This is a genomic window from Afipia sp. Root123D2 (genome assembly GCF_001425835.1).
Taxonomy (GTDB): Bacteria; Pseudomonadota; Alphaproteobacteria; order Rhizobiales; family Xanthobacteraceae; genus Afipia.
Genome location: NZ_LMDP01000001.1, coordinates 812,904 through 839,024 on the forward strand (window position 1 = coordinate 812,904; position 26,121 = coordinate 839,024).

The 26,121-nt window shown below is 63.3% G+C and carries 27 protein-coding genes, 3 tRNA genes, 1 pseudogene and 1 riboswitch; of the genes and pseudogenes, 15 read left to right on the plus strand and 16 right to left on the minus strand.

All coding sequences use genetic code 11. The features are described from left to right. Positions 1–7: 7 nt before the first annotated feature. From ASC80_RS03900 to ASC80_RS03915, 4 genes are all read right to left on the minus strand, one after another. Positions 8–577, minus strand: coding sequence for a nitroreductase family protein (locus tag ASC80_RS03900; RefSeq protein ID WP_056292980.1), 570 nt, complete (start codon positions 575–577; stop codon positions 8–10). Between the two features lie 96 nt (positions 578–673). Continuing rightward, positions 674–1,768, minus strand: coding sequence for an alpha-hydroxy acid oxidase (locus ASC80_RS03905; RefSeq protein WP_056292981.1), 1,095 nt, complete (start codon positions 1,766–1,768; stop codon positions 674–676). Positions 1,769–1,804: 36 nt separating this feature from the next. After that, entirely contained in the window at positions 1,805–3,841 is a 2,037-nt protein-coding gene (thrS, locus tag ASC80_RS03910; protein ID WP_056295559.1) for a threonine--tRNA ligase, read from the minus strand. A gap of 125 nt (positions 3,842–3,966) precedes the next feature. Next, complete coding sequence (locus tag ASC80_RS03915; protein WP_056295562.1) at positions 3,967–5,196, minus strand: MFS transporter; 1,230 nt, start codon at positions 5,194–5,196, stop codon at positions 3,967–3,969. A gap of 97 nt (positions 5,197–5,293) precedes the next feature. Between ASC80_RS03915 and ASC80_RS03920 the strand changes: the two genes are divergently transcribed. Both ASC80_RS03920 and ASC80_RS03925 read left to right on the plus strand, forming a co-directional pair. Then, positions 5,294–5,884: a CGNR zinc finger domain-containing protein gene (locus tag ASC80_RS03920; RefSeq protein WP_056292982.1), complete on the plus strand. Its 591-nt coding sequence runs from the start codon at positions 5,294–5,296 to the stop codon at positions 5,882–5,884. Positions 5,885–6,026: 142 nt separating this feature from the next. After that, the gene (locus ASC80_RS03925) at positions 6,027–7,175 is read left to right on the plus strand and encodes an MFS transporter (RefSeq protein WP_056292984.1); all 1,149 of its coding nucleotides are present in this window, start codon (positions 6,027–6,029) and stop codon (positions 7,173–7,175) included. Here the strand turns inward: ASC80_RS03925 and yidD are convergent. Continuing rightward, positions 7,168–7,509 (minus strand): membrane protein insertion efficiency factor YidD, encoded by a 342-nt coding sequence (gene yidD / locus ASC80_RS03930; protein WP_056295564.1) that lies wholly within the window; start codon positions 7,507–7,509, stop codon positions 7,168–7,170. The genes ASC80_RS03925 and yidD overlap by 8 nt on opposite strands. Positions 7,510–7,739: 230 nt before the next feature. Between yidD and ASC80_RS03935 the strand changes: the two genes are divergently transcribed. Beyond that, the gene (locus ASC80_RS03935) at positions 7,740–8,657 is read left to right on the plus strand and encodes a COG3904 family protein (RefSeq protein WP_056295567.1); all 918 of its coding nucleotides are present in this window, start codon (positions 7,740–7,742) and stop codon (positions 8,655–8,657) included. Positions 8,658–8,679: 22 nt separating this feature from the next. Here the strand turns inward: ASC80_RS03935 and ASC80_RS03940 are convergent, their stop codons facing one another. Further along, the gene (locus tag ASC80_RS03940) at positions 8,680–9,147 is read right to left on the minus strand and encodes an iron-sulfur cluster assembly scaffold protein (protein ID WP_056292986.1); all 468 of its coding nucleotides are present in this window, start codon (positions 9,145–9,147) and stop codon (positions 8,680–8,682) included. Between the two features lie 226 nt (positions 9,148–9,373). Between ASC80_RS03940 and folE the strand changes: the two genes are divergently transcribed. From folE to ASC80_RS03960, 4 genes and pseudogenes are all read left to right on the plus strand, one after another. After that, entirely contained in the window at positions 9,374–10,051 is a 678-nt protein-coding gene (folE, locus tag ASC80_RS03945) for a GTP cyclohydrolase I FolE (RefSeq protein WP_056292988.1), read from the plus strand. Between the two features lie 57 nt (positions 10,052–10,108). Then, a complete protein-coding gene (gene hisI, locus ASC80_RS03950; RefSeq protein ID WP_056295571.1) occupies positions 10,109–10,546 on the plus strand; it encodes a phosphoribosyl-AMP cyclohydrolase in 438 nt (145 codons plus the stop codon). Between the two features lie 307 nt (positions 10,547–10,853). After that, on the plus strand, positions 10,854–11,828 hold the full coding sequence (locus ASC80_RS03955; protein ID WP_056292989.1) for a lysozyme family protein: 975 nt from the start codon (positions 10,854–10,856) through the stop codon (positions 11,826–11,828). A 138-nt stretch (positions 11,829–11,966) separates the two neighbouring features. After that, a pseudogene (locus ASC80_RS03960) lies at positions 11,967–13,136 on the plus strand (DUF2336 domain-containing protein); the annotation flags it as partial. 167 nt (positions 13,137–13,303) lie between these two features. On the opposite strand, the gene ASC80_RS03965 reads toward ASC80_RS03960, so the two are convergent. The 4 genes from ASC80_RS03965 to ASC80_RS03980 form a co-directional block, all read right to left on the minus strand. Then, positions 13,304–13,882 (minus strand): Hpt domain-containing protein, encoded by a 579-nt coding sequence (locus tag ASC80_RS03965; RefSeq protein ID WP_056292990.1) that lies wholly within the window; start codon positions 13,880–13,882, stop codon positions 13,304–13,306. 7 nt (positions 13,883–13,889) lie between these two features. Next, positions 13,890–14,438, minus strand: a complete 549-nt coding sequence (locus tag ASC80_RS03970; protein ID WP_056292993.1) for a response regulator — start codon at positions 14,436–14,438, stop codon at positions 13,890–13,892. A 132-nt stretch (positions 14,439–14,570) separates the two neighbouring features. After that, complete coding sequence (locus tag ASC80_RS03975) at positions 14,571–15,350, minus strand: NAD kinase (protein WP_056295574.1); 780 nt, start codon at positions 15,348–15,350, stop codon at positions 14,571–14,573. 231 nt (positions 15,351–15,581) lie between these two features. Continuing rightward, complete coding sequence (locus ASC80_RS03980; protein WP_056292996.1) at positions 15,582–16,130, minus strand: tetratricopeptide repeat protein; 549 nt, start codon at positions 16,128–16,130, stop codon at positions 15,582–15,584. 273 nt (positions 16,131–16,403) lie between these two features. On the opposite strand from ASC80_RS03980, the gene ASC80_RS03985 reads away from it, so the two are divergent. Continuing rightward, complete coding sequence (locus ASC80_RS03985) at positions 16,404–16,691, plus strand: His-rich protein BRANT (protein WP_082512397.1); 288 nt, start codon at positions 16,404–16,406, stop codon at positions 16,689–16,691. Positions 16,692–16,793: 102 nt separating this feature from the next. Here ASC80_RS03985 and ASC80_RS03990 read toward each other — a convergent pair whose 3' ends face one another. Further along, complete coding sequence (locus ASC80_RS03990; protein ID WP_056295577.1) at positions 16,794–18,896, minus strand: TonB-dependent receptor; 2,103 nt, start codon at positions 18,894–18,896, stop codon at positions 16,794–16,796. Between the two features lie 192 nt (positions 18,897–19,088). After that, positions 19,089–19,319, minus strand: a riboswitch (cobalamin riboswitch). Positions 19,320–19,423: 104 nt separating this feature from the next. Here ASC80_RS03990 and ASC80_RS03995 point away from each other — a divergent pair. After that, positions 19,424–19,837, plus strand: a complete 414-nt coding sequence (locus ASC80_RS03995; RefSeq protein WP_056292999.1) for a hypothetical protein — start codon at positions 19,424–19,426, stop codon at positions 19,835–19,837. A gap of 51 nt (positions 19,838–19,888) precedes the next feature. Beyond that, positions 19,889–20,365 carry a TspO/MBR family protein gene (locus tag ASC80_RS04000; RefSeq protein ID WP_056293001.1) on the plus strand — a complete coding sequence of 159 codons (477 nt, stop codon included), beginning with the start codon at positions 19,889–19,891 and terminating at the stop codon, positions 20,363–20,365. 13 nt (positions 20,366–20,378) lie between these two features. Here the strand turns inward: ASC80_RS04000 and ASC80_RS04005 are convergent, their stop codons facing one another. After that, complete coding sequence (locus ASC80_RS04005) at positions 20,379–21,575, minus strand: serine hydrolase domain-containing protein (protein ID WP_056293003.1); 1,197 nt, start codon at positions 21,573–21,575, stop codon at positions 20,379–20,381. A gap of 213 nt (positions 21,576–21,788) precedes the next feature. Between ASC80_RS04005 and ASC80_RS24515 the strand changes: the two genes are divergently transcribed. Beyond that, positions 21,789–21,911: a hypothetical protein gene (locus ASC80_RS24515; RefSeq protein WP_283805033.1), complete on the plus strand. Its 123-nt coding sequence runs from the start codon at positions 21,789–21,791 to the stop codon at positions 21,909–21,911. Positions 21,912–22,023: 112 nt separating this feature from the next. Here the strand turns inward: ASC80_RS24515 and ASC80_RS04010 are convergent, their stop codons facing one another. Continuing rightward, a complete protein-coding gene (locus tag ASC80_RS04010; protein ID WP_056295580.1) occupies positions 22,024–22,569 on the minus strand; it encodes a PRC-barrel domain-containing protein in 546 nt (181 codons plus the stop codon). A gap of 165 nt (positions 22,570–22,734) precedes the next feature. After that, positions 22,735–22,809: transfer RNA gene (locus tag ASC80_RS04015), tRNA-Thr, on the minus strand. Positions 22,810–23,037: 228 nt separating this feature from the next. On the opposite strand from ASC80_RS04015, the gene ASC80_RS04020 reads away from it, so the two are divergent. Beyond that, the gene (locus ASC80_RS04020; protein WP_056293005.1) at positions 23,038–23,481 is read left to right on the plus strand and encodes a hypothetical protein; all 444 of its coding nucleotides are present in this window, start codon (positions 23,038–23,040) and stop codon (positions 23,479–23,481) included. Between the two features lie 38 nt (positions 23,482–23,519). Further along, positions 23,520–24,149, plus strand: a complete 630-nt coding sequence (locus tag ASC80_RS04025) for a hypothetical protein (RefSeq protein WP_056293008.1) — start codon at positions 23,520–23,522, stop codon at positions 24,147–24,149. Between the two features lie 207 nt (positions 24,150–24,356). On the opposite strand, the gene rlmB is transcribed toward ASC80_RS04025, so the two are convergent. Next, positions 24,357–25,193, minus strand: coding sequence for a 23S rRNA (guanosine(2251)-2'-O)-methyltransferase RlmB (gene rlmB / locus ASC80_RS04030; RefSeq protein ID WP_056293010.1), 837 nt, complete (start codon positions 25,191–25,193; stop codon positions 24,357–24,359). A gap of 214 nt (positions 25,194–25,407) precedes the next feature. Here rlmB and ASC80_RS04035 point away from each other — a divergent pair. Continuing rightward, a tRNA-Tyr gene (locus ASC80_RS04035) sits at positions 25,408–25,493 on the plus strand. A gap of 65 nt (positions 25,494–25,558) precedes the next feature. Here the strand turns inward: ASC80_RS04035 and ASC80_RS24110 are convergent. Beyond that, the gene (locus tag ASC80_RS24110) at positions 25,559–25,735 is read right to left on the minus strand and encodes a hypothetical protein (protein WP_200941142.1); all 177 of its coding nucleotides are present in this window, start codon (positions 25,733–25,735) and stop codon (positions 25,559–25,561) included. A 195-nt stretch (positions 25,736–25,930) separates the two neighbouring features. On the opposite strand from ASC80_RS24110, the gene ASC80_RS04040 reads away from it, so the two are divergent. Beyond that, positions 25,931–26,004, plus strand: a tRNA-Gly gene (locus tag ASC80_RS04040). Positions 26,005–26,121 lie beyond the last annotated feature (117 nt).

The window sequence follows — 26,121 nt, forward strand, 5'->3', positions numbered from 1 at the left end:
AGGCGTTTTATTCCCCAAATCGCGTGACGATCTCGCTGAGCACCGGACGCGGGCGGTCCTCGACTGGCTGCGATGTTTTGCCGATGTGAATGAAGCCGGCGATCTTCTCTTCCGGCCCGAGGCCGAGCGCATGGAGCACGTCGCGGTCGAACGCCATCCATCCGGTGAGCCAGTTCGCGACATAACCCAGCGCATGGGCGGCGTGGACGATGTTCATGGCGCTGGCGCCTGCCGACATTTCCTGTTCCCACGGCGGCACCTTGGGATGGCTCGCGGTCCTGCTGACGACGGCAATCACCAGCGGTGCGTGCAAGAAGCGCTTGCCCTCGGCTTCGATCTGGTCCGCCGTCGCGGTGGCGTTCTTTGCCCGGAACACTTTCTTGAAAATGCCGCCCGCTTTCGCGCGTGCCTCGCCTTCAAACACGATGAAGCGCCACGGTGCCATCTTGCCGTGATCGGGCACCCGCGCGCCGATGGTGAGGATGGTGTCGATTTCGGCCGGCGAGGGGCCGGGGCCGGTCATCTCGATAGGCTTCAGCGAACGGCGGGTTTTCAAAAGTTCGAGCGCATCAGGCATGTCGTGATCCGGTAGCATGAGAGGGTGCTGTGGTCATATCGGAAGGCGCGGCGCGCGAACAAGGTGCGATAGTTATGAGACCTCTAAACTTGGCGGTCAGTCGCGCCAGATCACGCGGTGGTCGATGTCGGCGAGCGTGCGGCAGCCAGTCAGTGTCATCGCCGCTTCAAGTTCAGCGCGCAACAGTCCCAGCACATGCGCGACCCCGGCCGCGCCGCCGACGGCGAGCCCATGAATGCACGGTTGTCCGATCAGCACCGCGCGTGCGCCGAGCGCCAGCGCTTTCAGTACATCGGTGCCGCGGCGAATTCCGCCGTCGAGCAAGAGCGGAATGCGACCGGCCACGGCATCCGCCACGCGGGGCAGTGCGTCGATGGTCGCGGGTAGCGTATCGAGCGTGCGTCCGCCGTGATTGGACACGATCACCGCCGCTGCGCCATGATCGATCGCGGCTTGTGCGTCGGCGGGCGACACGATGCCCTTGAGGACGACAGGAATTTTTGAAGCCGCTACGAGTGCTTCGATATCGCGCCATGTCGGTGCGCCGTCGAGCATGCCCTTGAACACCGGGCTTTCGCCGGGACCGACCTGCGGCATTGGCGGCGGTGTCATGCCGGCGAGATTGACGGCGCTGACGCCGGGCGGGAAGCGGAAGCCCGCGCGCTGCTCGCGGTTGCGGACACCATTCACCGGCGCATCGACGGTGACGACCAGCGCGCGATAGCCCGCCGCCGCCGCGCGTTCGGCGAGTCCTTGCGTGAATCCGCGGTCGTGCTGAATGTACATCTGGAACCACAGCGGTGCGGCGGCGCGGCGCGCGATGTCCTCCAGCAGCACGCTCGCCTGCGTACTGACGACCATTGCGGCGCCGAGCGCCGACGCGCCGACCACGGTGGCGAACTCGCCGTCCGGATGCACGAGCTTCTGGAACGCAACCGGCGCGACCATGATCGGATGCGGCAATGTCATGCCGAGCAGTTCGACCTGTGTCGTCGCGCCCGCCATGTCGCGCAGGACGCGGCCTTCAAGACGGATGCGGTCGAACGCCTCGCGATTCCAGCGCATGGTGAGTTCGTCGGCGCCGCCACCCGCGACATAAGACCAAACGCTCTCGCCCACGCGCTTGCGCGCGATCGCTTCATAGTCGGCCAGCGAGACCGTGCCCGGCGGGATGTCGAAACCCGAACTCATCTCCGCGCAGGCCTCCTCATGCGTTGGGCTTGCAGGTCAGGCTGACTGCGCTCGCTTGATGTCGGGCGGCGTTGCCTCGTCGACCAGCGCCTTCAGCGCCTCGTCGAGCGGCAGCACGGTCTGGCCTTCGCTGCCGAGACGGCGGATCGAGACCGAGCGGCTTTCGGCTTCCTTCTTGCCGACGACGAGAAGCGCCGGCACTTTCGCCAGCGAGTGCTCGCGCACCTTGTAGTTGATCTTCTCGTTGCGCAGGTCGATTTCCGTGCGCAGCCCGGCCTTGCGGCACGCCGCGAGAACCTCGCGGGCGTAGTCGTCGCCATCCGAGGTGATGGTGGTGACGACGGCCTGCGTCGGCGCGAGCCACAACGGGAAGTGGCCGGCGAAATGCTCGATCAGAATGCCGGTGAAGCGCTCCAGCGAGCCGCAGATCGCGCGGTGAACCATCACCGGCGTCACCTTGTTGGAGTGATCGTCGATGTAGAACGCGCCGAAGCGCTCCGGCAGGTTGAAGTCGACCTGCGTGGTGCCGCACTGCCACTCGCGGCCGATGGCGTCGCGCAGCACGTATTCGAACTTCGGCCCATAGAACGCGCCTTCGCCCGGATTGATCGAGGTCTTGATGCGGTTGTGGCCTTGCGCCTCGATCTGCTTGAGCACCTCGGTCATGATGCCTTCGGCGTGATCCCATGCCGCATCGGAGCCGACGCGCTTTTCGGGGCGGGTCGAGAGCTTGACCGTCAGTTCGCCGACGAAGCCGAAGTCCTCATAGGTCGACAGGATCAGGTCGTTGATCTTGAGACATTCCGCGGCGAGCTGATCCTCGGTGCAGAAGATATGCGCGTCATCCTGCGTGAATCCGCGCACGCGCATCAGGCCGTGCATCGCGCCCGATGGCTCGTAGCGGTGGACGATGCCGAATTCGGCGAGGCGGATCGGCAGTTCGCGATAGCTCTTCAGGCCGTGCTTGAAGATCAGCACGTGGCCGGGGCAGTTCATCGGCTTGATCGCGAACCAGCGCTTGTCCTCGGCCTCGTCGCCGGCGGACTGCGCCGCGAACATGTTTTCGCGATACCACTCCCAGTGGCCGGAGGTTTCCCACAGCGACTTGTCGAGCATCTGCGGCGCGTTGACTTCGTCGTAGTCACCGGCGAGGCGGCGGCGCATGTAGGCGATGATCGCCTGGAACATGGTCCAGCCCTTGGCGTGCCAGAACACGACGCCGGGGCCTTCCTCCTGGAAGTGGAAGAGGTCCATCTCGCGGCCGAGGCGGCGATGGTCGCGCTTCTCGGCTTCCTCGAGTTGCTTCAGGTAAGCGTCCAGCTCCTGCTGGTTGGCAAACGCCGTGCCGTAGATCCGCGTCAGCATCGGGTTGTTGCTGTCGCCGCGCCAGTAGGCGCCGGCCACCTTCATCAGCTTGAAGGCGTTGCCGATCTTGCCGGTCGAGGTCATGTGCGGGCCGCGGCACAGATCGAACCAGTCGCCCTGATAGTAGATCTTGATCGGCTCATCGCCCGGAATGGCGTCGACCAGTTCGACCTTGAAGGCTTCGCCCTTGTCGCGGAACACCTCTTTGGTCTTCTCGCGCGACCACACGTCCTTGGTGAAGGGTTTGTCGCGCGCGATGATCTCGCGCATCTTCTTTTCGATGGCGGCGAAGTCTTCCGGCGTGAACGGCTCGTTGCGGAAGAAGTCGTAATAGAATCCGTTCTCGATCACCGGGCCGATGGTGACCTGCGTGCCCGGCCACAGGGCCTGTACCGCTTCGGCGAGCACATGCGCGGCGTCATGCCGGATCAGCTCCAGCGCGCGCGGGTCGTCGCGGTTGACGAACTCGATCTTGGCGTCCTGCTCGATCGGATCGGCGAGGTCGGTCAGCACGCCGTCGAGCGCCATCGCCACGGTCCGCTTGGCGAGCGAGGGCGAGATGCCCTTGGCGATATCGAGGCCGGTGGTGCCTTTGGGAAATTCGCGTTTCGCGCCATCGGGGAAAGTGACGGCGACCTGGTCGGATTCGACGGCCTTGAGGTTGGCGAGGCCGAACTGGAATCCGGGCGAGGCATTGTCTTCAGACATCTTCATCTCCTGTGGCTCACTCCTGCGAACGAGCGCAGGTAAGCGTGTGGAGAGGTGTATAACAGCGGAATTGACCTGTGCAACGCCAGTTTGCGCCCGCGCGCCGGTTTCCGGAGGGCAGGCCGTCAGGGCCGCGATGTCGTGACGGCCGCCATGATCGCAGCGCCGACGATATTGGCCGCGATGCTGGCGAGGATCGGCAGCATGTAGCTGTGGCTGGCGTCAAACGCGAAGCCGGCGGCACTGGGGCCGACCAGAGTGCCGACGGCGACGCTGGTATAAAGGATGCCGATGATGCCGCTGACGTTACGGCCGCCGAAATAATCCATCACCACCGCAGGCAGTACGGCGACCCATCCGCCGTAGAACACGCCATAGGCGAAGGCGAACGCCGCCAGCGCCCACACGCCGGTCGCGACCGCCCAGATCGCCAATGCCGCCGCCATGCCGAAATACATCGTCAGCAGCGCGAGACGCCGCCCCATCCGGTCCGCGAGGCCGCCGAGAAAGAAGCGCCCGGCGGTGCTGCCGATTCCGATCACGCCCAGCAGCAGGACGGCAGTCGATTTGCTGACGCCGTGATCGATCGCATACGGCACGAGGTGAACGAACGGCACGAACACCCCGAACGAGCAGATCACGCACGATACATAAAGGCCGATGAACTGCCGGGACCGGACCGCTTCGCCGACGGTGAAGCCCGTGGGCACCGCAGATGCGGCGCCGGCTTGTACTGCGTCACCATCGGGCGCGAGGCCGCGATCGCGCGGATCGTTCTCGATCAGCAACGCCATGCCGGTGCCGACGACGGCGGCAAGGATGCCGAGAATGAGATAGGCGCTGCGCCAGCCACCGCTGTCGATCAGCCAAGCCGCAAGCGGCGGCATCACCAGCGTGCCGACGCCGATGCCGCTGACCGCAAGCCCCGAGGCGAAGCCGCGCCGCTTGACGAACCAGCGCTGCACCGCGCCGATCGCGGGGACATAGGACGCGCCGACGCCAAGGCCGACGCCGAGCCCGTAGGCGATGTAGACCTCGTTCAGGCTGCGCGCGACGCTGGCGAGCGCAAGACCGAGCCCGATCAGGATCATGCCGGCGATGGCGAGGCGGCGCGAGCCGAAGCGATCCGCGAGCGGGCCGCTGACGACGCCGAGCGCGAAATACAGGAAGCCGGCCAGCGAGAACACCAGCGATACCGAACCGCGCGACGCGCCGAAATCCGCCTGCAGCGATTCGACGAAGGCGCTGAAGGTATAGGCGCTGCCAAAGCCGATCATCATCACCGTGAAGGCGGCGGCGACCACGAACCAGCCATAGAACAGGCGCGGATTGGGCGACATTGTTTGGCTGCTCATCATGCTCTCCCGCGCCCGTGCGGTTTCATGCCGGACGTTACGGAGACTAGACCGGCGGCGCTTGCTGTCAACCAGTAAAAATGCTTTACTGGTGTCGATGTCGAAAGCCTCGCGCAAGTTCAAGGTTCCGGACGAATTGGCCAATGTCTATGACTTTGCCAATACGCTCGACCTGCGCCGGTTCGTCCATAACAGCGTGCCGCATCCGCAGGGCGACGAACTGACCAGCCCGGCGGCTCTCGCCGCATGGCTGTCGGAGCGAAAACTGCTGCCGTCCGGTGCGAGGATCACCGCGCCGCTGCTGGGCGAGGCGCTTGAACTGCGATCGTCGCTGCGCGCCTGTCTGCAGCGCGATCCGGACGAGCGGGGGGACAGGATGGTCTTGCGCGCACTCAACCGGGCGATCGAGAAATTTCCGCTGGTCGCGGCGGTCGCGACTGACCGCACGATGGTTCTGAGTGGTGCGCGGAAGGATGCGCTGTCGGGCCTGTCCGTTGTCGTCAGCGAATTGTTGCGCGCTTCGGATAACCGTAGTCTCGACCGCTTGAAGATGTGCGCATCGGATGAATGCCGTAGGGTGTTCTACGATCGCTCGAAGCCGGGGACCCGGCGCTGGTGCGTGTCGGCGCTGTGCGGCAATCGCGAGAAAACGCGTGCCTATCGCGCGCGGATGCAGGGCGAGGCGTGACGCGCGTCTTGTTCAGTGTCGTCCGCGCTTCGCGGGGACGACATGGAGAAAGTCGCGCCCGCAATTTCCATTGCGCTTTGCAACGCACCATTGCAATTTCATGCAATTGCATGTAAGGTATTGGCCCTGCTAACAGGCCCTCATGAAACGCTTCGCTGTCACGTCTCTGATGATCGGTAATATCGTAACCGGCGTGAGCGTGCTCGCGCCGGCAGGCATGCTGCCGCAACTGTCCCAAGGCCTCGGCGTCAGCATTCGCGACGCCGGATTGCTGATCACCTTCGGCGCCATCGTTCTTTGCATCGCATCACCGGCGACAGCGTGGCTGACCAGCCGCTTCGACCGACGGCCGCTGCTTGCGGGCGCCATGCTGTTTACCTCGCTCGCGCATGTCGCATCGGCTCTGGCGCCGGACTACCGCACGCTGCTGGCATTGCGGCTGGTGATGCTGGCGGTGGTGGCGCTGTTTACGCCTCAAGCCGCGAGCCTCGCTTCGGTCATGGTGCCGCCGGAGCGGCGCGGCAGCACCATGACTTACGTGTTTCTCGGTTGGTCGCTTGCGGCCGCGGCGGGATTGCCGGCGGTCACTTATCTGGCCAGTCATTTCGGCTGGCGCGCCGCCTATGCCGGCATTGCGCTGATTGCATTCATTGCTTTTGTGATGACCGCATGGCGGCTGCCGCGCGGCATCGTCGGCGTCCGCGTCGATTTGAAGACATGGGGTGCACTCGGCGGCAATCCGCTGGTGCTCATGCTGCTGCTGATCACCATGATGCAGATGGGCAGCCAGTTCATCATCTTCACGTTCATGGGCCCGCTGGTGCAGCACCAGACCGGTGCTGGGCCGGAGGCCGTCGCATTGCTGTTTGCGATCTACGGCGTGATGGGATTCGCGGGCAACGTACTCGCGAGCCGGATCGTCGATTCATGGGGCGCCTGGAAAACCTCGCTGGCGTTTTCGATCGCGATCCTGCTCGGTATCGCCGGATGGACGCTCGGCAGCGGCATGTTGTCCGCGATGCTCGTCGCGATGTTGTTCTGGGGATTTGGCTTCGCCGCGGCGAATTCGATGCAGCAAGTGCGGCTGATGGCGGCAGCGCCAACGCTGGCCAGCGCCTCGGTGTCGCTCAACACCTCGGTTCTCTATATCGGGCAGGGCCTCGGCTCGGCGCTGGGTGCGATGTTCTATGTGCGCGAGGCCTACGATGCGATGAACATTGCAGGCGCGGCGGCAATCGGGTTCACGGTGCTGCTGATCGTGCTGACGCGACCGCGTGTCGGCATCAACTGACGGATGTGTCGTTGACGCCGCGCCAGCGCGCATAGCGCCACGGCAGATACCAGCGCGCATTCGCGGGCGTCTCGTCCGGCACGTTGTCGATGCCCGACGTGCCCCACGGCTGGCAGCGCAGCAATCGCGCGAGAGTCATCCAGCCGCCGGCCCACAGTCCGAAGCGGCCGATCGCCTCGTCGCCATAGACCGAGCAGGTTGGCAGATGGCGGCAGTTGAAACCGATCAGCGGCGACAGCGTGTGGCGATAGATCCAGATCATGCCGCGTCCGGCGTTGCGCGGCAGATGCGACAGCGCGGTTCCACACTGCGGACATTGCGTCGAAGGTTTCATCTCGATCCATTTGCTCGCGCAGCGATCAAGGCTGGTTCCGGGCGCGGAACTGGTTGTGTTTTCGCGCCACACTTCCCCAACAATCGCACGCTTTTGACTGCGATGCAGCAAAAGTGGAATAGACGCAAATCCTCCGTATCGTTACGGTTTTCATAACGGCCATGTGACAGGATTCGTCGCGTGGACTGGGACCGTCACCGTTGCCCGTGAAACGGGTGTGGGGAACCGGCTTGAAACTCTTGGAGTCGCCGATTTCGAGCGGCTGGGTGCAGGTCTGCACCGCCGCTTTTTTTCTGCTCCTGCCGGGCGCAGCCCTGGCTGGTGACGCACAACAGTCTATTGCCCCGACGCTCGAGCAACGCAAACTTCCGATGACGTTCGACTGGCACGCTGCCCGGACTGGTGCGTGCGAACCGGATTGCCGCGACTGGATTTCCGCGGTTGGCGTGGTCACCAACGACACGCCTAAGCAGTTTGCTGCCTTCGCGAAAGACCGGAAGGTCAAGGGCGCCACAGTAGTTCTCGATTCCAGCGGTGGCTCCGTGCTCGATGCAATTTCGCTCGGCCGGCGCTGGCGTGAGCTTGGCATTCACACCGCGGTCGGCGCGGTTGTCGAGCGGAATGGCAAGAGCGGCCCGGAGCGCGATGTTCTGGCCGATGCTTATTGCGAGTCGATGTGCGTGTTCCTGCTGCTGTCGGGCGAAACCCGCTACGTCCCGGTCGGCGCGCATGTTCGCGTTCACCAGATCTGGATGGGTGATCGTGCCGAGAATGCCAAGGCGGCAAACTACACCGCGCAGGATCTCACCATCGTTCAGCACGACATCGGTAGTCTCGCCAAGTTCACCTTCGACATGGGCGGTTCCGGCGATCTTCTGTCGCTGGCGCTGAGTGTGCCGCCTTGGGAGCCGCTGCACGAACTGACGCCGTCGGAATTGCGGCAGACCCGAATTCTGCGCGACGATGCGGTGGCCCGCGCCCCGCAGCGGTCGGGGACCACGACCGATGTCGTTGCCGTCTCCGAACCCAAGCTGTTTCAGGATCGCATTGTGTCCGAGCCGGCCGCGCCGTCACCGTCAGCCGTGACCAAGGCGACCAAGACTGCCGACGCGCAACCCGCGACCGGCGGCGCGGCACCGGCGAAATAGCTCGTCGACACATCTGCGGAAATCAGGATTCCGACGCCGCCAGCGCGCCGGCCTTGGTTTTGTCCTTGGCCTCGATCTGGCCGACAGCATCGACCACGGCATCGAACGTCAGCATGGTTGACGCGTGGCGCGCCTTGTAGTCGCGCACCGGCTCGAGCAAGGCGATGTCCGCCCACTTGCCCTGCGGCGGCGCGCCGTTTTCCTTCAGCATTTTGCGCACGGTTTCGCGCAACTCGCGCAGCTCGGCGGCATTGGAGCCGACGACGTGGCTCGCCATGATCGAAGAGGACGCCTGACCAAGCGCGCAGGCTTTCACGTCGTGGGCAAAATCCGTGACCACGCCGTCGTCCATCTTGAGGTCGATTTTGACCGTCGAGCCGCACAACTTGGAGTGGGCGGTCGCCGAGGCGTCCGGATCGGAAAGCCGTCCCAGCCTTGGAATATTGCCCGCCAGCTCGATGATGCGTTTATTATAAATGTCGTTCAGCATGGCGTTGCATAGACCCCTGCGTCGCCGCCCTTGGCGGCGAACCGTCACACCCTATATAGTCTGGGTTGCACAGGAATAAACCCGCCTTTGGGATGGTCGCCGGGATGTGAATTGATCCGGATCGATACCATTGCGGGAACGAGGCGTCCGGCAGGCCAGATTGGCCGCCGCGGCGGCCGGTGACACTCCGGCTTTATGGTAGAAAGCCGGTCGAACGGAGAGCCGAATGGACGCTGTGATCAAGCCTCTGCGGGGTGGTAAAAACCCCGACAAACCTTCCGAGATTCCGGTTTCCGAATTTCAGGCGCCGGCCGTCCGGGCCGACCTGCCGCGCGCATCGCGGGAGGAGGCCGAGGCGGCAGTCAAGACGCTGTTGTCCTACATCGGCGAGGACCCGGCCCGCGAAGGGCTGCTCGACACCCCGCGCCGGGTGGTCGAAGCGTATGATGAGCTGTTTCAGGGCTATCACCTGTGCCCGGCCGAGGTGCTGAACCGCACGTTCGGCGAGACCGCGGGGTATGACGATTTCGTTCTGGTGCGCGACATCAGCTTCCATTCGCATTGCGAACATCACGTGATGCCGTTCTACGGCAAGGCACATATCGCCTATACGCCGGTCGAGCGGGTTGTGGGCCTGTCGAAACTGGCGCGGCTGGTCGATATTTTCGCCCATCGCCTCCAGACCCAGGAGCATCTCACTGCCCAGATCGCCGGCGCGATCGATCATATTCTTCAGCCGCGCGGCGTTGCGGTGCTGATCGAGGCCGAACATACCTGCATGTCGGTGCGCGGCATCGCCAAGCAGGGCGCCCGGACCATCACCTCGCGCTTTTCCGGCGTATTCCGCGATTTCCCCGAAGAACAGGCCCGCTTTTTGGCGATGGTGCGCGCGCCCGGCGCTTGAGCTAAAAGGCGCGCGTATCCTTCAAGGCCCGTGCGCCAATTTGCGAAAGTCATTGCCGTGACCACTCCGACACAATCATCCGCACACTCGCACGACATCGAGGAAGGGCTGGCCTTCAGCCCGAAATTCGATGCTGCCGGCCTTGTGACCTGCGTCGCGACCGATGTCGCGACCGGCGACGTGCTGATGGTCGCGCACATGAACGACGAGGCATTGCGCAAGACCATCTCGACCGGCGAGGGCTGGTACTACAGCCGCTCGCGCAAGGCGCTGTGGCGCAAGGGCGAAAGCTCGGGCCACACCCAGCGCGTGGTCGAGATGCGGATGGACTGCGATCAGGATGCGGTCTGGATCAAGGTCGAGCAGACCGGCGCGGCCTGCCACACCGGACGCCGCTCCTGTTTCTATCGCGCGGTGACGGGCAAGGACGGGACGGCGACGCTGTCCTTCGTCGATGCCGAGAAGATGTTCGATCCGGCGAAGGTTTATCGGTAGGTCCTGCGATCGTGGTTTATCTCCACGAGTCGTGACCAATGTCGTCCCCGCGCAGGCGGGGACCCAGTCTTTTTTCAATAGCTTGGATGGACGACTTCGAGTTCTCCTTCGCAGACACATCGGTATGGGTCATCGCCTGCGCGGGGACGACATCTCAATAATGATGGCCCAGGTTCATCGAGCGCCGCGCGAAACGCGTTAACCACCCATTAACCATAATTGCCCCACCTTGGCGGGAGGCTGGGAGGCCTGCGTGCGCTGGGAGGCGCACACATTTGAGGCGTGTCACCGGGGAGCGGGACACAACATGGCGATCGATACCATCGCGGCCGGACTCGATTCGGTTCGCGCCAAACTCGCAAGCACGATCAAGCAGGCCGCTGCGGCGACCGGCGCGAGCTTTGAATATCTGGTGTCGGCGGCGAAGATCGAATCCAATCTCAATCCGACTGCGGCAGCATCGACCTCGTCGGCGCGGGGGTTGTATCAGTTCATCGAGCAGACCTGGCTCGGCACCGTGAAGGAAGCGGGCGCGGCGTTCGGCTACGGCCAGTATGCCGACGCGATTTCGAAATCGCCGTCGGGACATTACACCGTCGACGATCCGTCGGCGCGCAACGAAATTCTCAAGCTGCGTGACGATCCCGCGGCGAATGCAGCGATGGCCGGTGTGCTGACGCAATCCAACAGTTTCAAGCTGACCGGCGCGCTCGGACGCAGGCCGACTGACGGCGAGCTTTACATCGCGCACTTCATGGGCGTCGGCGGCGCGTCGCGTCTCATCACAAGTGCGGAAAACAATCCGAGTGCATCCGCGCCAGCGTTCTTTCCGCAGGCTGCGGCCGCGAACCGGCCGATCTTCTATGATCGCGACGGCTCACCGCGCAGCGTCTCGCAGGTTTATACAGTGCTGACATCGCGCTACGCGGCGGCCTCCAATTCACCGATGGCGCGCACCGCGATGGCCAGCGCAGGCGTCACGCCTGGCACGTCGGAGCCGGTGTCGCTGAGAGCGCCGAACACCGCGACGTATCTGTCGTATTTTCCGCAGCCGACGGTTGCCGCCAACGAGCGCGTCGCGTCGTTGCAAGGCCCGCAGGACCAGATGTTCCGGTCGCTGTTTCAGGCCGGCAATCGCACCGAGCCGGTGTCGCCTGCGGTACAGTCGTTGTGGAGCAACACGGCGGCTCCGGGTTCGACGCCTGCCGCGACGGCGACGAGCGGCGGTGCAAACGTGCCGTTCAATCTGTTCAGCGATCCGACCGGCGCTTACAGCGGCTAGCGCGCTGCAGTGAGGTTAACGAAACCTCAACAAACCCAGCTGGTTATGGTGAACTGTTTCTTAAGTGTCATGGTTTACGCTTTCTGACAGTGGCATCGCGTGTCGATGCTTTGGCATGTTGCGTAAGCCGGAACACCCATGATCGTTCGGCAGTTCATAAGTTGGATCCGTACCGCGTCAGCGGGCGAGCGTGCAGAAGCGACGAGGGCTTTGGCCCGTGCGTGGCTGATTTCCGATCTGTCGGATGACGATCGGGCGGCGGCGGAAGGCGCGCTGCTGATGCTGCTCGACGATACCTCGCCGCTGGTGCGGCAAGCCCTGGCTCAGGTTTTCTCACGTACACCCGATGCACCGCCGGCGATCATCGCAGCGCTCGCCACCGATCAGGCGTCGGTGGCATTGCCGGTCCTCGAATTCTCGCCGCTGCTGATCGATGCCGATCTTGTCGACATCGTCGCGACCGGCGATTCCGAAATCCAGTGCGCGATTGCCCGCAGGGCTGCGCTGCCGGTGTCGATCTGCGCTGCCATCGCCGAAGTGGGCGCTCCGGCGGCCGCGCTCGAACTGATCGAAAATCCCGACGCGGCGCTGGCGCCGTTCTCGATCGACCGCATTGTGGAGCGCCACGGTCATCTCGCCGCGATCCGCGAGGCGCTGCTGACGCGCGACGATCTGCCGGCGGCGACGCGGCTGGCGCTGGTCGAGAAGCTGTCGAGCACGCTGGCGCAATTCGTCACCGCGCGCGAATGGATGGCGCCCGACCGCGCCGAGCGGGTTACGCTCGAGGCGCGGGAGCGCTCGACGGTCAACATCGCGGCGCAGACGCGCGGCGATGAGATGACAAGTCTGGTGCGGCATCTGCGCGCCACCGGCCAGTTGAACGCCGGCCTTGTGCTGCGCGCGCTGCTGTCGGGAAATATGGAGCTGTTCGAAGCTGCGCTGGTCGAATTATCGAGCCTGCCGGCGAGCCGCGTTGCGGCGCTGGTTCACGATCGCGGCGGCGCTAGCCTGAATGCCTTGCTGGTCAAGGCGGGCTTGCCGGAATCGACCTTCCTTGCATTCCGCTCGGCGCTGGAAGCAGGCCATGAGGTCGGCTTCGTCGGCACCGTCGGCGGCGCGACGCGGCTTCGTCGCCGCATGGTTGAGCGCGTCCTGACCCATTGCGAAACCGGGACCGAAGAGGCGAGCGGTGCGCTTCTCATCCTGCTGCGGCGGTTCGCGACCGAATCCGCCCGTGAAGAGGCACGGTTGTTCTGCGACGAACTGGCGGAGGAAAACGATCAGCTGGTAGCCGACGATTTCGTCGCGCGGCTGTCGTTCGCCGCGATCGATGCCGACTTCACGGATACTCCGGACGAGTTCGATGAGGTCGAAATCGATGTCCAGGACCTGCACGATCATCGCCACCTGATCGCGGCCTGACCGCGCGGCGGCAATCTCATTCAAGCTGCTAAGCGAATTGGATCGTGCGCGGCCTAGTCGCCGGGCACGATGCTCGGCGTCATCAACGCATCGAGGTGTTCGGGGCGATCTCGGTTGACGTGGAGCAGGTATTCGTCGGCGACGCTGCGCAGACGCTTGCTCAGCGCATCCGCCGTTCCCATCATGTCGATCCGCGCCTGTTCGCGGAATATCGCATGGATCGCGTTGATATGGTGCGTGATGAGTTCAGCCGGCACCTTTTCGAGATCCGGCGCATGTTCGATAATCCGGCACAGGCTTTCGGCGGCGACGCCCGCGGTGGCGTAACCGAACGTCGCCGCACCGCCCTTGATGTCATGCGCGGCGCGGAAAAGCTCTTCGCGGGCCGGTCCGCTGAAACCGTCGCGCAGGATCGCGGCGTGGGCGGCGGAAAGCCGTTCGCATTCTTCCGCCATCCACGATTTGAACTCGCCGGAGATTTCGGCGAGCGCCTGTTCGGCGCGCGCGACCGGATCGTCCATGTCACGTTCGTCTACCCTGCGGATGGCGCTGCGCAACGGATTCGGCGGTGTGATGACCTGATACTCGGCGAAGGTCTCGACGGTGACGGGAGGCAGCTTCTGCTTGGCCATGAAGTTTTTAGCCTCCGGTGCGGGCTTTATCGAGAAGCGAAGGCTGCTCGACGATGTCGGGTTGAACGCCGCTGCGCCGTCGTTCGGGGCCGATGTAGTTGTTGGTGGTGTTGCGGCGGCGATCGGGGCCGAAATAATTCTTGGTGCGGATGAAGGGCCGGGGATTGGTCACCACATTCATGATGCGCTGATAGAGGCCCTTCGCCGAGATCGGCTTGGCGAGAAATTCGGTGACGCCGGCGTCGCGCGCATACATCACGCGCCGCTTTTCGGAGTGACCGGTGAGCATGATGATCGGCGCGAACGGACTGCCGATGCCTTCGGGCTGCCGGATCATCTGTGCGAGTTCGATGCCGTCGAAGATCGGCATTGCCCAGTCGGTGATGACGATGTCCGGCACGTAGTGGCCGTACATTTCCAGTGCGGTGGCGCCATCCTCGGCTTCATAGACTTCGCGCGCCCCGAACGAATGGAGCAACGTGCGCAAGATGCGGCGCATGTGCGGATTGTCATCGCACACCAGAAACCGCAGCTTGTTGAAATCGATGCGAAACATGATTGGCCGGCCAGGGCGGAATATACCCGGCGTTAACTATAAGCGGCTGCCGTTAACGAATGGTTATCCATGACGGGCCGGTCTGATGACGTCTATGGTATTGCCAACGCTACGCTTTTTGGAAGGCGAGTCTCAGAATCCGAACTGTTCGCTGAGAATCCGTTCCTCGAGGCTGTGGCCGGGATCGAACAGCATCCGGATCGAAATCGTCCGGTCGGTGAGAATTTCGACCCGCCGCACGTCGCGCGCTTCGTCGTGGTCGGCGACGGCCGCGACCGGGCGCTTTTCGCCTTCGAGAACCTCGATCACCACGAAGGCGGTGTTCGGCAACAGCGCGCCGCGCCAGCGCCGCGGCCGGAACGCGCTGATCGGCGTGAGCGCGAGGAGAGCGGCGTTGATCGGCAGGATCGGACCCTGCGCCGAAAGGTTGTAGGCGGTCGATCCGGCGGGCGTCGCCACCAGCACACCGTCGGCGACGAGCTCGGCCATCCGCTCCCGTTCGTCGACCATGATGCGCAGGCGTGCGGCTTGGTGGCTCTGCCGGAACAGCGAGACTTCATTGATCGCGTGATGAATGTGGACATTGCCGTGAACGTCGGTGGCGCGCATCAAAAGCGGATTGATGACGGTCAGCTTCGCTGCTTCAAGCCGCTCGATCAGCGAGCGCTGGCTGAATTCGTTCATCAGGAAACCGACGGTGCCGCGATGCATTCCGTAGATCGGCGTTCCCGAACGCATGTAGCGATGCAGCGTTTGCAGCATGAGGCCGTCGCCGCCGAGCGCGACGATCACATCGGCCTGATCCGGATCGTTGTTGCCGAATTCCGCAACGAGCTGCGCAAACGCCTGCTGCGCCTCGGCTCCCTGGCTCGCCACGAAGGCGATGCGTTGATATTTCCTGGCGGCGTTCATTGATAAGATTTCGCTTCGCTGTCTCGTGGCAACTGGCGCGTTCTCATGGCTCGTGTGAAGCAGCACAACCGAGCCCGCGCGGAGATCGTCGTATACGACCATAGCCGCCGTTGTCGAGGCGCGACACTGGTTAATTCCGCTCTGCGAACGTTGTCGCCGACAGCGTTAAGACAAAAACAAACCGGCGCACCCTTCACAGGATACGCCGGCTGGTGTCGATCCGGGACGAGATCAGTAGGTCGTTTGCCCGGTGGAGATTGCCTGGGCGAGGGAGCGGTATTCCGCGCTGTCCTTGCCGGCGAGCTGCTCAAGTTTGGCGAGGTGATACTGCGCCTGCTGCCGATTGCCCTGTTCGACCTGCCACAGGCCGTAATATTGCCAGGTGCGGACGTGACCCGGGTCGGCTTTCAGCGCGCGCTCGTACCACAGGCTGGACAGCTGGTAGTTGCCAAGCTTGCGATACGAATAGCCGATCAGGTTGGCGACGTCGGCCCGGTCGTCCTGCTCGAGCGCCTTCAACTGGGTGATCGCGGCGGCGTAGTCGTTGCGCTCGTAGATCGTCGCATAGGCGGCGCGATAGTCCTGCAGAAATTTCGGATCGTCCACGCTTGATCGTTTGTCGGACTTCTTCGACTTCTTGGTGTCTTTCGATTTGGTGCTCGAAGGTGGCGGCGGCGACGGCTCGTCGGAGCCGGCGGCAAGCGCGGTGTTCAGCGTCGGGATCGTCGCGAAAGTGGCGACAACGGCGGCGAGAATCGTCAACCTGATGCTCTGGATCATGTCTGCTCCTCTCTGACGGGTGGGGTGATTGTATCCGAGGTTGTCGGTTTAAACACCGGGCAGGTTCAAAAAGTCCGGTGTCGGCGATCCCGATCCGGAAAATTTGTTTCGGTGGGCCGCCGGGCCAGATGACGAAATTGTCATCCAGATGAACGTAAGCCATCAGTTAGCTTCAGGCCGGGTTCAGCGCGGCGGCGTCAGGATCGCTCCCATGATCGACCAGCCCGGCCAATCCGGCTGCGGATAAGGCGATCGAACGAACAGGAGACGACCATGTTTAAGACAATTTCCGCTGCGGTGCTTGCCGGTTCACTGCTCGCCGCGCCCGCGATGGCAGGCACGGTTGTCATCAAGACCGGCCACGCCCCGATCACCCATTCGTTCGCCAACGCCAACAACAAGGTCGTGGTGATCAAGAAGCATCGTCATCACCGCGCGCATCGTCACGTTGTGGTGAAGAAGAAGGTGTTCGTGACGCACGGTCACCGCCATGTGGTGAAGAAGCGGGTCGTGATGACTCCGGGTCACCGCACTGTGATCGTCAAGCGGAAGCACATCTGACGCCATTCCAGCGTCACGCCCGCAACGCCCCCGCGATGGCGTGACGATGGAGAGAAGGCCGGCCCGCGAGCATCGTTCGATGCCGCGGGCCGAGCTTTTTGATCAGAACGTCATGCCGGCCTTGAGCATGTAGGTCCGGCCGGGGAGGGGGTAGGCGTTGAACGAGCCGGGAGTGACCGCGCTTGCGACGCTGTAGTCGTAATAGTCGACGTCGAACACGTTGTTGACGCTGAACGACCAGAAGAAGCGGTCGACTTCGCCGCTGATCTTGAGATCGAGCGTCGCATTCGCCGGGATCAGGGGCTGGAAATTGGCCTGATCGTTGTCCATCCGGCGCGCACTCCAGGCCCGAACGGCGGCGTCGAGCACGAGATACTTCTGCCAGACATTCCATGACACACCTGCGGTTCCGGACAGGCGCGACACCAGCGGAACGTCGTTGCCCGCAAACTGGCCTTCGGAGAACACGGCGCGCGTATAAGCGAAGCCGCCCTTCAGCAGCAGCGTATCGCTGAGGCGCAGGGACGCGCTCGTTTCGACGCCATAACGATGCGTCGGATCGAGGTTGTAGTCGAGGAAGGCAATCGGATCGAAATGCAACTCGTTCTTGAGGTGCATATCGTAGTAGCTCGTCTGGATATCGAGCGGGCCACGGTGAATCCGGACGCCACCTTCAACGTCGTAAGACGTCTGCGTTTTGACGTCGAACGTTCCGACGGCGCCGAACGGGCTGGCGCCGACCCGCTCGTCGACATTGGGAAGACGGAACGCCCGCGCTACGCGTCCGAACAGGGTGAGGGTGTCGTTGAGACGATGCTCTATCCCGATATGCAGCGCGTGATTGGTTTCATCCTTGTCGAGCGAATTGGCTTGCTGATCGAGGAAAAAATAATTGGGAGCCAGCGGGTTCAACGTGTCCTTGGCATGAACGCGGGTGTTCTGAATACGGCCGCCGTAGGAGATGTCGGTGCTCGGCAGAATTCCGATCGTCTGCTGCCAGTATGCCGCGAGGCTCTGCTGGTTCAAATCGTAGACGTGAATGGCAGGATCGGCGAGGTAACGCCCGCGGCTAGATCCGTAGGTCGCGTCGTAATAGTCGATGCCGGTCAGAATGTTCGACTTCAATCCGAACATGTCGTTCTTGATGCTCAGCCGCGGCGTGATCGACCAGGTCTGCAACGATGAATCGACCGAGCGCGCGCCAAACGGGCTCAGAGGAACGGTGCCGAGGAACGCGGTCTGCGAATCCTTGTTCCGCACGCCGCCATCGACGATCAATTCTGCGCCGGCCCACAGCGTTTTGGTGAAGCCTGCGGTCGCATTGGCACCCTGGGTCTCACCGTAGTCGAACGGCGACGACGTCCCTCGAGGATCGGTCGCCAGGCGATTGATGCCGGTTCCGAATTCCTGCGTCGCACGCGCGCCCGGCAGTCCAAGGTGCTGCCGGTCGCCGGACAGATTGAGGAAGGCGCTGAAATCGGAGGTGGTGTAGCGGACCTCGCCGACGCCATTGCGCTGGCTGAGTTCGTTGTTCTTGCGGTAGCCGTCGGAGTTGATGGCATTGGCGAACACCGCCGTCGACCACGGGCCGTAGTTGGTCGTCGCCGACGCGCTGCCGAAACGCTGCTTGAATGATCCGACGCCGGCCTCGGCGCGCATGGTCATCGGCTTGCCGGTGCTCGCGCCGGTCTTGGTGATGATGTTGATGACACCACCGACGGCGTTGTCGCCGTACAGCACCGCGCCGCTGTTGCCGCGTGTCACTTCGATGCGCTCGATCGACTGGAGCGGGATCGTCGAGAGATCGACGCCGGAGAGATCGAGATCGTTGATCCGGCGGCCGTTGACCAGCACCAGCGTGTTGGCGGATGCGAAGGCGCCGAAGCCGCGAAGGTCGACGGTCGTTCCCGTGCCATTGACCCCGCCATAGAGCGAGCGCAACTGCACGCCCGGAACGGTCGCGAGCACGTCCTGCACCGTCTGGCTCGGCGAGCGCGCAATGTCTTCGGCGGTGATGATGCTGGTCGATGCGCCGACAATGCCGACGCTGGCCAAACGGCTTGAATCGACATTGACCGGCGGCAGCGGCGCTTCCTGGCTGTGGGCGCCGCTTGGAGCGATGATCGCCGCGCTGGAAAGAAATGCTGCGAGCAGGGCAGGCGATACCAGCAATCTGGAAAAGCTGGGGCGAGAAGTATGGGTCAATCCGGTCTCCGTCGATGCTGTCGATCGCGGAGGGGCAGCGCCGGTTTCCACATGGATCGCTGCGGCGCGCGGATGGGTGCGGCCGGGTGGCAATCTGAAAGTGGGGAATCGAGCCATCAGCCGGTTCTCCGCAACGGTTTACGTCACGTCACCGCTGCGGAAACACCGCTCCTTCGCACGCCCCGTGCGACGGAAGGATGACCGGTACAGGCAGGTCTCCTGGCTCGCGGATCGCCGCCGTTGCCCGCCTTCCCGAGCTTTCGCTCAGTGGCATCGTGGACAACGACTCACCGCTGACAGTTGCGGGGGCAGCTTCGGAATTGCTGCGATCGATCATCTATGCAAAATGCACGGCGCTGATCGCAGCGGCACCGAATTCCCTATTAGCCGGCTCACGCCGGCACCTGTGCCGTAGCGGCAATCAATCGTCCGGCGCCTGCCTTGTCAATGCCACAATATCTGCGGCCGGGTGGGGTGGGGACTTCCTCGGGGTGCGTGGCAAATTGGCGACAGTCGGAACGGCGGATATGTTTGGCAGATTGGCTGCAATTGCAGTGCTCGCATTCTCTCTCGCAGCCTGCGCGAACAGCAGCAATGACAGCCTGAGCTACACCGCCGACCGGGGCGTCAGCGACCAGCCTTACCCCCAGAACTACCGTCCCGAGTTGCTGGCTTTCCTGCGTACCTATCTCAACGATCCGCGCGGCGTGCGCGGCGCGATGATCGCCGAGCCGGTTCAGCGCACCGTCGGCGGACGCCTGCGTTATGTCGCCTGCCTGCGCTACAGCGTTCGCGAGAGCGATGGTACATTCAAGCCCGCGCGTGTCCGCGCCGTGCTCTATGTCGACGGCCGCCTCGACCGGATGATCGAGGAGGGCGGCGAGATTTGCGAGAACGTCACCTTCGCGCCGTTTCCCGACATGGAAAAGCTGGCGCCCTGATCGGGAACGATGCGGCGGCTTGCCCGTTGAGCGTCGTTTGTGGGAGTCGTCATGACGCTGAAATCCTCCGGCCGTTTGCTGTTGTGTCTGTTGCTGTGTCTCGCCGTCGGGTTTCTTGGATCGTTGGTGACGCGTCCGCAGATCGCAACATGGTACGCCGCCTTGGCGAAACCGTCATGGACGCCGCCACTCGCGGCATTCCCCATCGTGTGGACGATCCTGTATGTCCTGATGGCCGTGGCGCTGTGGCGGCTGTGGGACAGGGCTGCGCCGTCGCCGCAACGAAGCAAGGCCATCATCTGGTTTCTGATCCAGCTGGCTCTGAACGCTGCGTGGTCGCCGATCTTTTTCGGCGCTCATGCCATCGTCGCTGCGCTGATCGTCATCGTTTTGCTGGTCGTGGCGATCGTCATGACGATTGCCGCAAGCGCGCAGGCCGATCGTCTCTCGGCCTGGCTGCTTGCGCCGTACCTTGTCTGGGTCGCTTATGCCACGACGCTCAATGCAGGCATCGTGGCGATGAATTGACGGTTCGCGGGAATCACGAGAAATGCGCCGCGATCGCGTCGAACGCCCGCCGCCATGTGTGCGTGGCCGGAAGGTCGAGCGGGATGTGGTCTGAGCCGACACGAACGATGACGGTCTCCGACGGGGGATCAATGTAAATGTACTGGCCGTGGATGCCGAGGCAGGCGAGCGTGCGCCGCTTGCGGTCGATCTGGTAGAACTTGCTGCGATAATTCCCGCCGGGGAAAACCTCGGCAAAGTCTCCGCGCGCCCAGGCTTCGGCACTGCCGTTCTCATTGATGTCGTCGATCCATGACCCGGGCACCACCTGCCGGCCATCGACCACGCCGCGGCGGCGGATCATTTCGCCGAAGCGCGCCAGATCGCGGGGGGCGGCACAGATCCCGCCGGCGGCCCGCATCGCGCCGTGGGCATCGAGCGTGATGTAGGCATCAACCTCGGCGCCCATCGGCTTCCAGAGGTGGTCGCTGAGAAGATCGGACAGCGCGCGGCCCGAAGCGCGCTCATAGACCCAGCCCAGCATATCGGTGTTGGTCGAGACGTAGTGGAACGTGTCGCCGTGCGTCTTGCCGTCGGGCTTTTGCATGCCGAGAAAACCGCGCAGGTCGATCACGCTGTGGCCCGGCGGGGTCACATCCCAGCCGACCGCGCGGCGATAGCGCGCCACGTCGCCTTCGGGATCGAGATAGTCTTCCTCGAATTTGATGCCGACCGACATGTCGAGCAGGTGCCGGACCGTACATCCTCCGCTGCCGTAGACGCTCGATGCGATCTCGGGAATGTAGGCGGTAACAGGCCGGTCCGGATCCAGCACGCCTTGCGCCGCGAGAACGCCGCCGAGCGCGCCGCAGATCGACTTACTGACCGAAAAGACGATGTGCGGCGTCGTGCCGTTCATGCCCTCGCCATACCATTCGGTGACGATGCGGCCGTTCCGCAGAACCACGAAGCCGTTGGTTCTGGTGCCGCGCAGCCACGCGTTCAGCGCGATGGTTTTGCCCTCAGCGTCCTGGAGCGTGATGCCGCCTATATCCTGACGTGCGTCGTCGAATGGCGATGGGGTGCGCGACGCCGGAATATCGGCTGTCGGCAGCAGGCGGCGAACGTTGCGGTAACTCCAGTCGTTGAACGGCTGCGTGCGCCAGTTCGCGAGCGTGACCAGCCTGTCCTGCGCCGGCGGATATTCGTTCATGAGACTCTTCGCGGTCATCTTGTTCTCGTTGCTCCCTGTTACAGGCGCCATTGTGCAACACATGCCACGTGACACAAGGGCTCGTGGTACGGCGCCGGCGCAGGCCGGGTATGTGGGGGTGGAGTGAGGATGCGACTCGGTCAGACGGACTCGGAATCGGTCCGTTCGCAAGACGGTCCGCAAAAAACAATCATTGGGACTCTTCACCCGAATCTCCGTCAGATAATCCGCATGACGAAGATGATTCGACTTTCCGAAGTTTCTGACGAAGGTGGCTCGTTGAACTGCACGCTTGCGGTGCTGCTGGCTGCGGCCGTCGTCATCAACAGCGTTTGCCTGCTGTCGTTTCTGTAACCGCGGCGGGAGCAAACAAAAAGGAGCGATGCGCCATGGCACCGCTCCTCGTCTGTCGATTCAGTATCCGATTTTCACCATCGGCCTGGATTGGCCTGCGGTGATAAGGCCGTTACTGCGTGCCGGAATACTTGAATTGCGGCATCGCCTTGAGCTGCTCCTTGGTGCCGGCCATCACCGCGTGATCGGGATACCAAGGGTTCTTGGTCGAGGCTGCCATGCCTCCGCCGGACGACGAGCCGACTGTGGTCGACTTCGACGCGCCTGAAGCACCCGGTGCGCCGGGCATCTTGTCCGCAGATGCCGTGGTCGCCTTCACCGGCTCATCGACCCACTTCAACTGATCGAAATTCACGGCGATGTCATGCTGTCCGACGCCAAGGAAGCCACCGACGCCGATGATCGCGGCGGTGATCTTGCCGGATTTATCGGTCAGCAGTTCGCTGATGCTCCCGAGTTTTTCGTTGGCTTCGTTATAGACGGACAGGCCGATCACTTTCGACGCACGCCAGTTATCGGTGAAGCTCTGTGACGTAGCTGCACGGGGCGTGGCGCTGGTTGCGGGAGTCGACGGCTTGGTTGCGGTTTGCGCGAATGCAGCGCCGCTGACCAGCGAGGTTCCGATTAGGGCTGCGGCGGCAAATTTTGTAATTGTCATCATGCGTCCTCCTTGTCTCAAATGAATCTGGAGAAGCAACGCGACTTTGCCGATGAAGTTCCGGGAACCACACCGATTGCGTGCAACGAATCAGTGCGGCGTTTCGTCTGTTGGCGATAAAATGCGGGAACCCGCAATTTGACGAGTTTTAGGTGCCGGATGTTCTGGTGCCGGTTGAGAGGATTGAACTCCCGACCTTCGGTTTACAAAACCGCTGCTCTACCGCTGAGCTAAACCGGCATCCGGACAGACAGCTATCAGCGCTGTCGCCACTGGACAAGACCGTCAAGGCGCCTCTGGCTGCTCTGGCCGTTAACTTTTCCGCTTTCCAAAACCTTATCGCAAAACCGCGCAATTGAACGGGGTCGTAACCTTTCGCGTTAGGCTTACCGCGAGATTGGCGGCCAGCTTTAACACCTGTTCGGACAGCGTGGATTAGGGTGCTGCCTCAATAAGAAAGAGGTCGCCATGCGGCGAACGGCATTGTCGGTTGCAATTCTGGTCGGAACATCACTGGCGGCGCTGGCCGATACCGGACCGGTTCTGGTTGTTCCGGGCCGCCCGGGCGTGCCGGTGATCATCAACGGCCGCGATGCCGCCTACGCCGTTGTCGAAGGTGACCGGGGCCTCGCGAAGCATTTTGTCGTTCAGCCGACGGTCTATGGCGGCTGGGACAGCTACGAGCAGCCGCCGGTCGGCCATTATTATCCAAGCCTCGGACGCAAGCCGGGTTACGGCCGCCTGGAAATCGAACCGCCTGCGAACCGCAAGCTGCCGCAGCCGGCCGAGAGCTATCACAAATCCTATTCCGCCCAGTCGGCGCCACCGGCTCGGCAGGACATTCCCTACGATCCGCCAGCCGTGATCGTGGCACCGCCCGAACCGCGCGGTTTTCAGCAATTTCGCAAATAACGGTTACCGATAAAAAGAGACACACAGGAGAGAGTAAGATGCGTCAGATAATTGCGGCAGCGGCGGCAGCCCTTGCCTTGGCGGTGAGTGCGGCCCCGGCGATGGCCTGCTACAATCCGTGCTCGCAGGGATTCAATTTCGGCGTTACCAGCGGTTACGGCTACGGTTACGGCGCGGACTATTATGCTCGCGGTCACCGTGAGCATCTGCCGAACCCGATGGGTCCGTGGTCGGCACGCGGTCCGCAGTACTACTACGTCGATCAGGGGCCGCTCTACACGGGTCCGGGCAACATCGCGCCGGTGCCGACCTATCAGGAGCGCGCGGTATCGGGCTGGCATGCCTATCGCCAGCCTTATTATTACGGCTACAACGGCGGCCCTTACGGCAACGCCACCAGTCATTACTACGACGGCGTGCGAATTCAGCGCCCGGGCATCTATAGCCGCCGCGCCCTTCAGCGCGTCCACCGCTATCATCGCGCGGTCTATCACACGCCACGGGCGGTGCGTCCGCAGCCGATGCGTCGTCCGCATCACCGCTATCAGCGTCCGGGCACCAAATATTACTACACGTCACGGCCCGGCCCGCGCGTTGTCCAGCGCAACGGTTATTCGGATTACGCCAAGCAGCGTGCCCGCGCGCGTCCGCATCATCGGGTTTACTAACCACCCCAAGAGCTGTCGAACTCTTGGACGCCCGTTCGCACCTGGTGCGAGCGGGCGTTTCTCGTTTGTGCGGCGGACTATGAGCCCCCCATGGTGAGGAGCGAGGCGAATGCCTCGCGTCTCGACTCATGAGGCCATAATCTTCAGACCTCATCCTTCGAGATGCGCCGTTGGACGGCGCTCCTCAGGATGAGGTCAGCACAACCTTCAACGCATCAGACCGAGCTTGCTGGCGCCGATGTAGAGTGCGAGCGCGGTGGCGTTCGATACATTGAGACTCTTGATCTCGCCAGGCATGTCCATGCGCGCGACAATGCCGCAGGTCTCGCGGGTGAGCTGGCGCAGGCCCTTGCCCTCGGCGCCGAGCACCAGAGCGAGCGGAGCCTGCAACTGCACATCCGCGAGATTGTCGCTGCCGGCGCTGTCGAGACCGACCGTCATGAATCCGGCGTCCTTCATCTCGCCGAGCGCGCGGGCGAGATTTTGCACCGTTACCAGCGGCACCAGTTCGAGTGCGCCGGATGCCGACTTTGCCAGCACGCCGGTCGCTTCCGGGCTGTGGCGCGCGGTGGTCACCACGGCCTTCACCGCGAACGCCGCCGCTGAACGCAGGATGGCGCCGACATTGTGCGGATCGGTGATCTGGTCGAGCACCAGCACGATGCCGTCCTGCGGCAGGGTGTCGATGTCCGGCGAGGGAAGCGCATCGGCTTCCGCCAGAAGTCCCTGATGCACCGCATCCGGCCCGAGCCGACGGTCGATCTCCGACGGGCGCACCATCTCGGGCGTCACTCGGGTGTCGATATTTTCGTCGGCGAGCCGCTTGGCGGCATTCTCGGTGACAAACAGCTTGCGAATCTTGCGCTCGGGATTGGCGAGCGCGGCGGCGACCGTGTGCCAGCCGTAGAGAATGACGGGGCCGTCCGACGACCGGCCCTCGCGGCCACGATAGGGCTGCCCGCCGCCGGGGCGGGGGCGGCCACGGTCCTTGCCGTAGGCAGGCTTGCGGTCCTTGAAACGGGGCTTTCGGTCGCGATCGCTCATGGCGGCTTGTCTCACGGCGCCGGAAACTTGGCAATTTGCTGTTCCGGTGGGATCGGTCGATTTGTCAGTTTGGTCACAGCCTTGGTTGACTTTGCCCTGCCGCTTCCCGCATAAACGCGCCCGACCGGGTGCCCGTCTGCGGGCTCGCTTTTAACCGTCATCCATGGCCGTCCAGCCGCCCGACAGGGCGCGAAGGCGGTTCGATGGCGAAAGCGGGGGAGTGTCCCGAGTGGCAAAGGGAGCTGACTGTAAATCAGCCGCCGTATGGCTTCGAAGGTTCGAGTCCTTCTTCCCCCACCATATTGAAGACGCTCGCGAAATTCACATTTCGCGGGCGTTTTTATTTGGCCGCGAGCGCGCCGGCCTCAGCCTTTTTTCGGCGTCTGCTTGCCGAAGACTTCTTCGACCTCGCTTTTCTTGATCCGGGCCGATGGATCGCCCCGCTCGCCGAGATTCTGCTCCTCGGTGCCGTCACCCATCATGCCGGGGTGTTTGATCTTGTCCTGCTTTTTCGAATCGTGAGGCTTGTCCTTGCCGGTCATGTCGCCACTCCGTTGTTGGCTCCTGCTGCGGCAGCCGGGGAGATCCCGGGCAATCCCCAGCCGTGCCGCTGCCGTCAACGGCGCGCATGCCGGTGGGGTTCCGGGAGGGGATGGAGTTATCGGCCGGCGGCCCACAGACAGGATCGCGGGGGCGGTTGAGACGGCCGGGATGCCATGCTAGGTCATCGGCGCGACGCGGGTGTAGCTCAATGGTAGAGCAGCAGCCTTCCAAGCTGAATACGAGGGTTCGATTCCCTTCACCCGCTCCAGCTTCGCGCCGCAACCTGCGTGGACTCCCGACGATCATCTTCCGTTGAGACTGCCGCGCGATGCGGCGATGATGTGCGCGTATCTTCCGTACCGCCGCGCATGGCTGGCCTTCTCAT

Coding starts and splice junctions, on each gene's coding strand:
- ASC80_RS03900 (WP_056292980.1), bottom strand. CDS start 577: ATGCCTGATGCGCTCGAACTTTTGAAAACCCGCCGTTCGCTGAAGCCT.
- ASC80_RS03905 (WP_056292981.1), bottom strand. CDS start 1,768: ATGAGTTCGGGTTTCGACATCCCGCCGGGCACGGTCTCGCTGGCCGAC.
- thrS (WP_056295559.1), bottom strand. CDS start 3,841: ATGTCTGAAGACAATGCCTCGCCCGGATTCCAGTTCGGCCTCGCCAAC.
- ASC80_RS03915 (WP_056295562.1), bottom strand. CDS start 5,196: ATGAGCAGCCAAACAATGTCGCCCAATCCGCGCCTGTTCTATGGCTGG.
- ASC80_RS03920 (WP_056292982.1), top strand. CDS start 5,294: ATGTCGAAAGCCTCGCGCAAGTTCAAGGTTCCGGACGAATTGGCCAAT.
- ASC80_RS03925 (WP_056292984.1), top strand. CDS start 6,027: ATGAAACGCTTCGCTGTCACGTCTCTGATGATCGGTAATATCGTAACC.
- yidD (WP_056295564.1), bottom strand. CDS start 7,509: ATGAAACCTTCGACGCAATGTCCGCAGTGTGGAACCGCGCTGTCGCAT.
- ASC80_RS03940 (WP_056292986.1), bottom strand. CDS start 9,147: ATGCTGAACGACATTTATAATAAACGCATCATCGAGCTGGCGGGCAAT.
- folE (WP_056292988.1), top strand. CDS start 9,374: ATGGACGCTGTGATCAAGCCTCTGCGGGGTGGTAAAAACCCCGACAAA.
- ASC80_RS03955 (WP_056292989.1), top strand. CDS start 10,854: ATGGCGATCGATACCATCGCGGCCGGACTCGATTCGGTTCGCGCCAAA.
- ASC80_RS03965 (WP_056292990.1), bottom strand. CDS start 13,882: ATGGCCAAGCAGAAGCTGCCTCCCGTCACCGTCGAGACCTTCGCCGAG.
- ASC80_RS03970 (WP_056292993.1), bottom strand. CDS start 14,438: ATGTTTCGCATCGATTTCAACAAGCTGCGGTTTCTGGTGTGCGATGAC.
- ASC80_RS03975 (WP_056295574.1), bottom strand. CDS start 15,350: ATGAACGCCGCCAGGAAATATCAACGCATCGCCTTCGTGGCGAGCCAG.
- ASC80_RS03980 (WP_056292996.1), bottom strand. CDS start 16,130: ATGATCCAGAGCATCAGGTTGACGATTCTCGCCGCCGTTGTCGCCACT.
- ASC80_RS03985 (WP_082512397.1), top strand. CDS start 16,404: ATGTTTAAGACAATTTCCGCTGCGGTGCTTGCCGGTTCACTGCTCGCC.
- ASC80_RS03995 (WP_056292999.1), top strand. CDS start 19,424: ATGTTTGGCAGATTGGCTGCAATTGCAGTGCTCGCATTCTCTCTCGCA.
- ASC80_RS04000 (WP_056293001.1), top strand. CDS start 19,889: ATGACGCTGAAATCCTCCGGCCGTTTGCTGTTGTGTCTGTTGCTGTGT.
- ASC80_RS04005 (WP_056293003.1), bottom strand. CDS start 21,575: ATGACCGCGAAGAGTCTCATGAACGAATATCCGCCGGCGCAGGACAGG.
- ASC80_RS24515 (WP_283805033.1), top strand. CDS start 21,789: ATGACGAAGATGATTCGACTTTCCGAAGTTTCTGACGAAGGTGGCTCG.
- ASC80_RS04010 (WP_056295580.1), bottom strand. CDS start 22,569: ATGACAATTACAAAATTTGCCGCCGCAGCCCTAATCGGAACCTCGCTG.
- ASC80_RS04020 (WP_056293005.1), top strand. CDS start 23,038: ATGCGGCGAACGGCATTGTCGGTTGCAATTCTGGTCGGAACATCACTG.
- ASC80_RS04025 (WP_056293008.1), top strand. CDS start 23,520: ATGCGTCAGATAATTGCGGCAGCGGCGGCAGCCCTTGCCTTGGCGGTG.
- rlmB (WP_056293010.1), bottom strand. CDS start 25,193: ATGAGCGATCGCGACCGAAAGCCCCGTTTCAAGGACCGCAAGCCTGCC.
- ASC80_RS24110 (WP_200941142.1), bottom strand. CDS start 25,735: ATGACCGGCAAGGACAAGCCTCACGATTCGAAAAAGCAGGACAAGATC.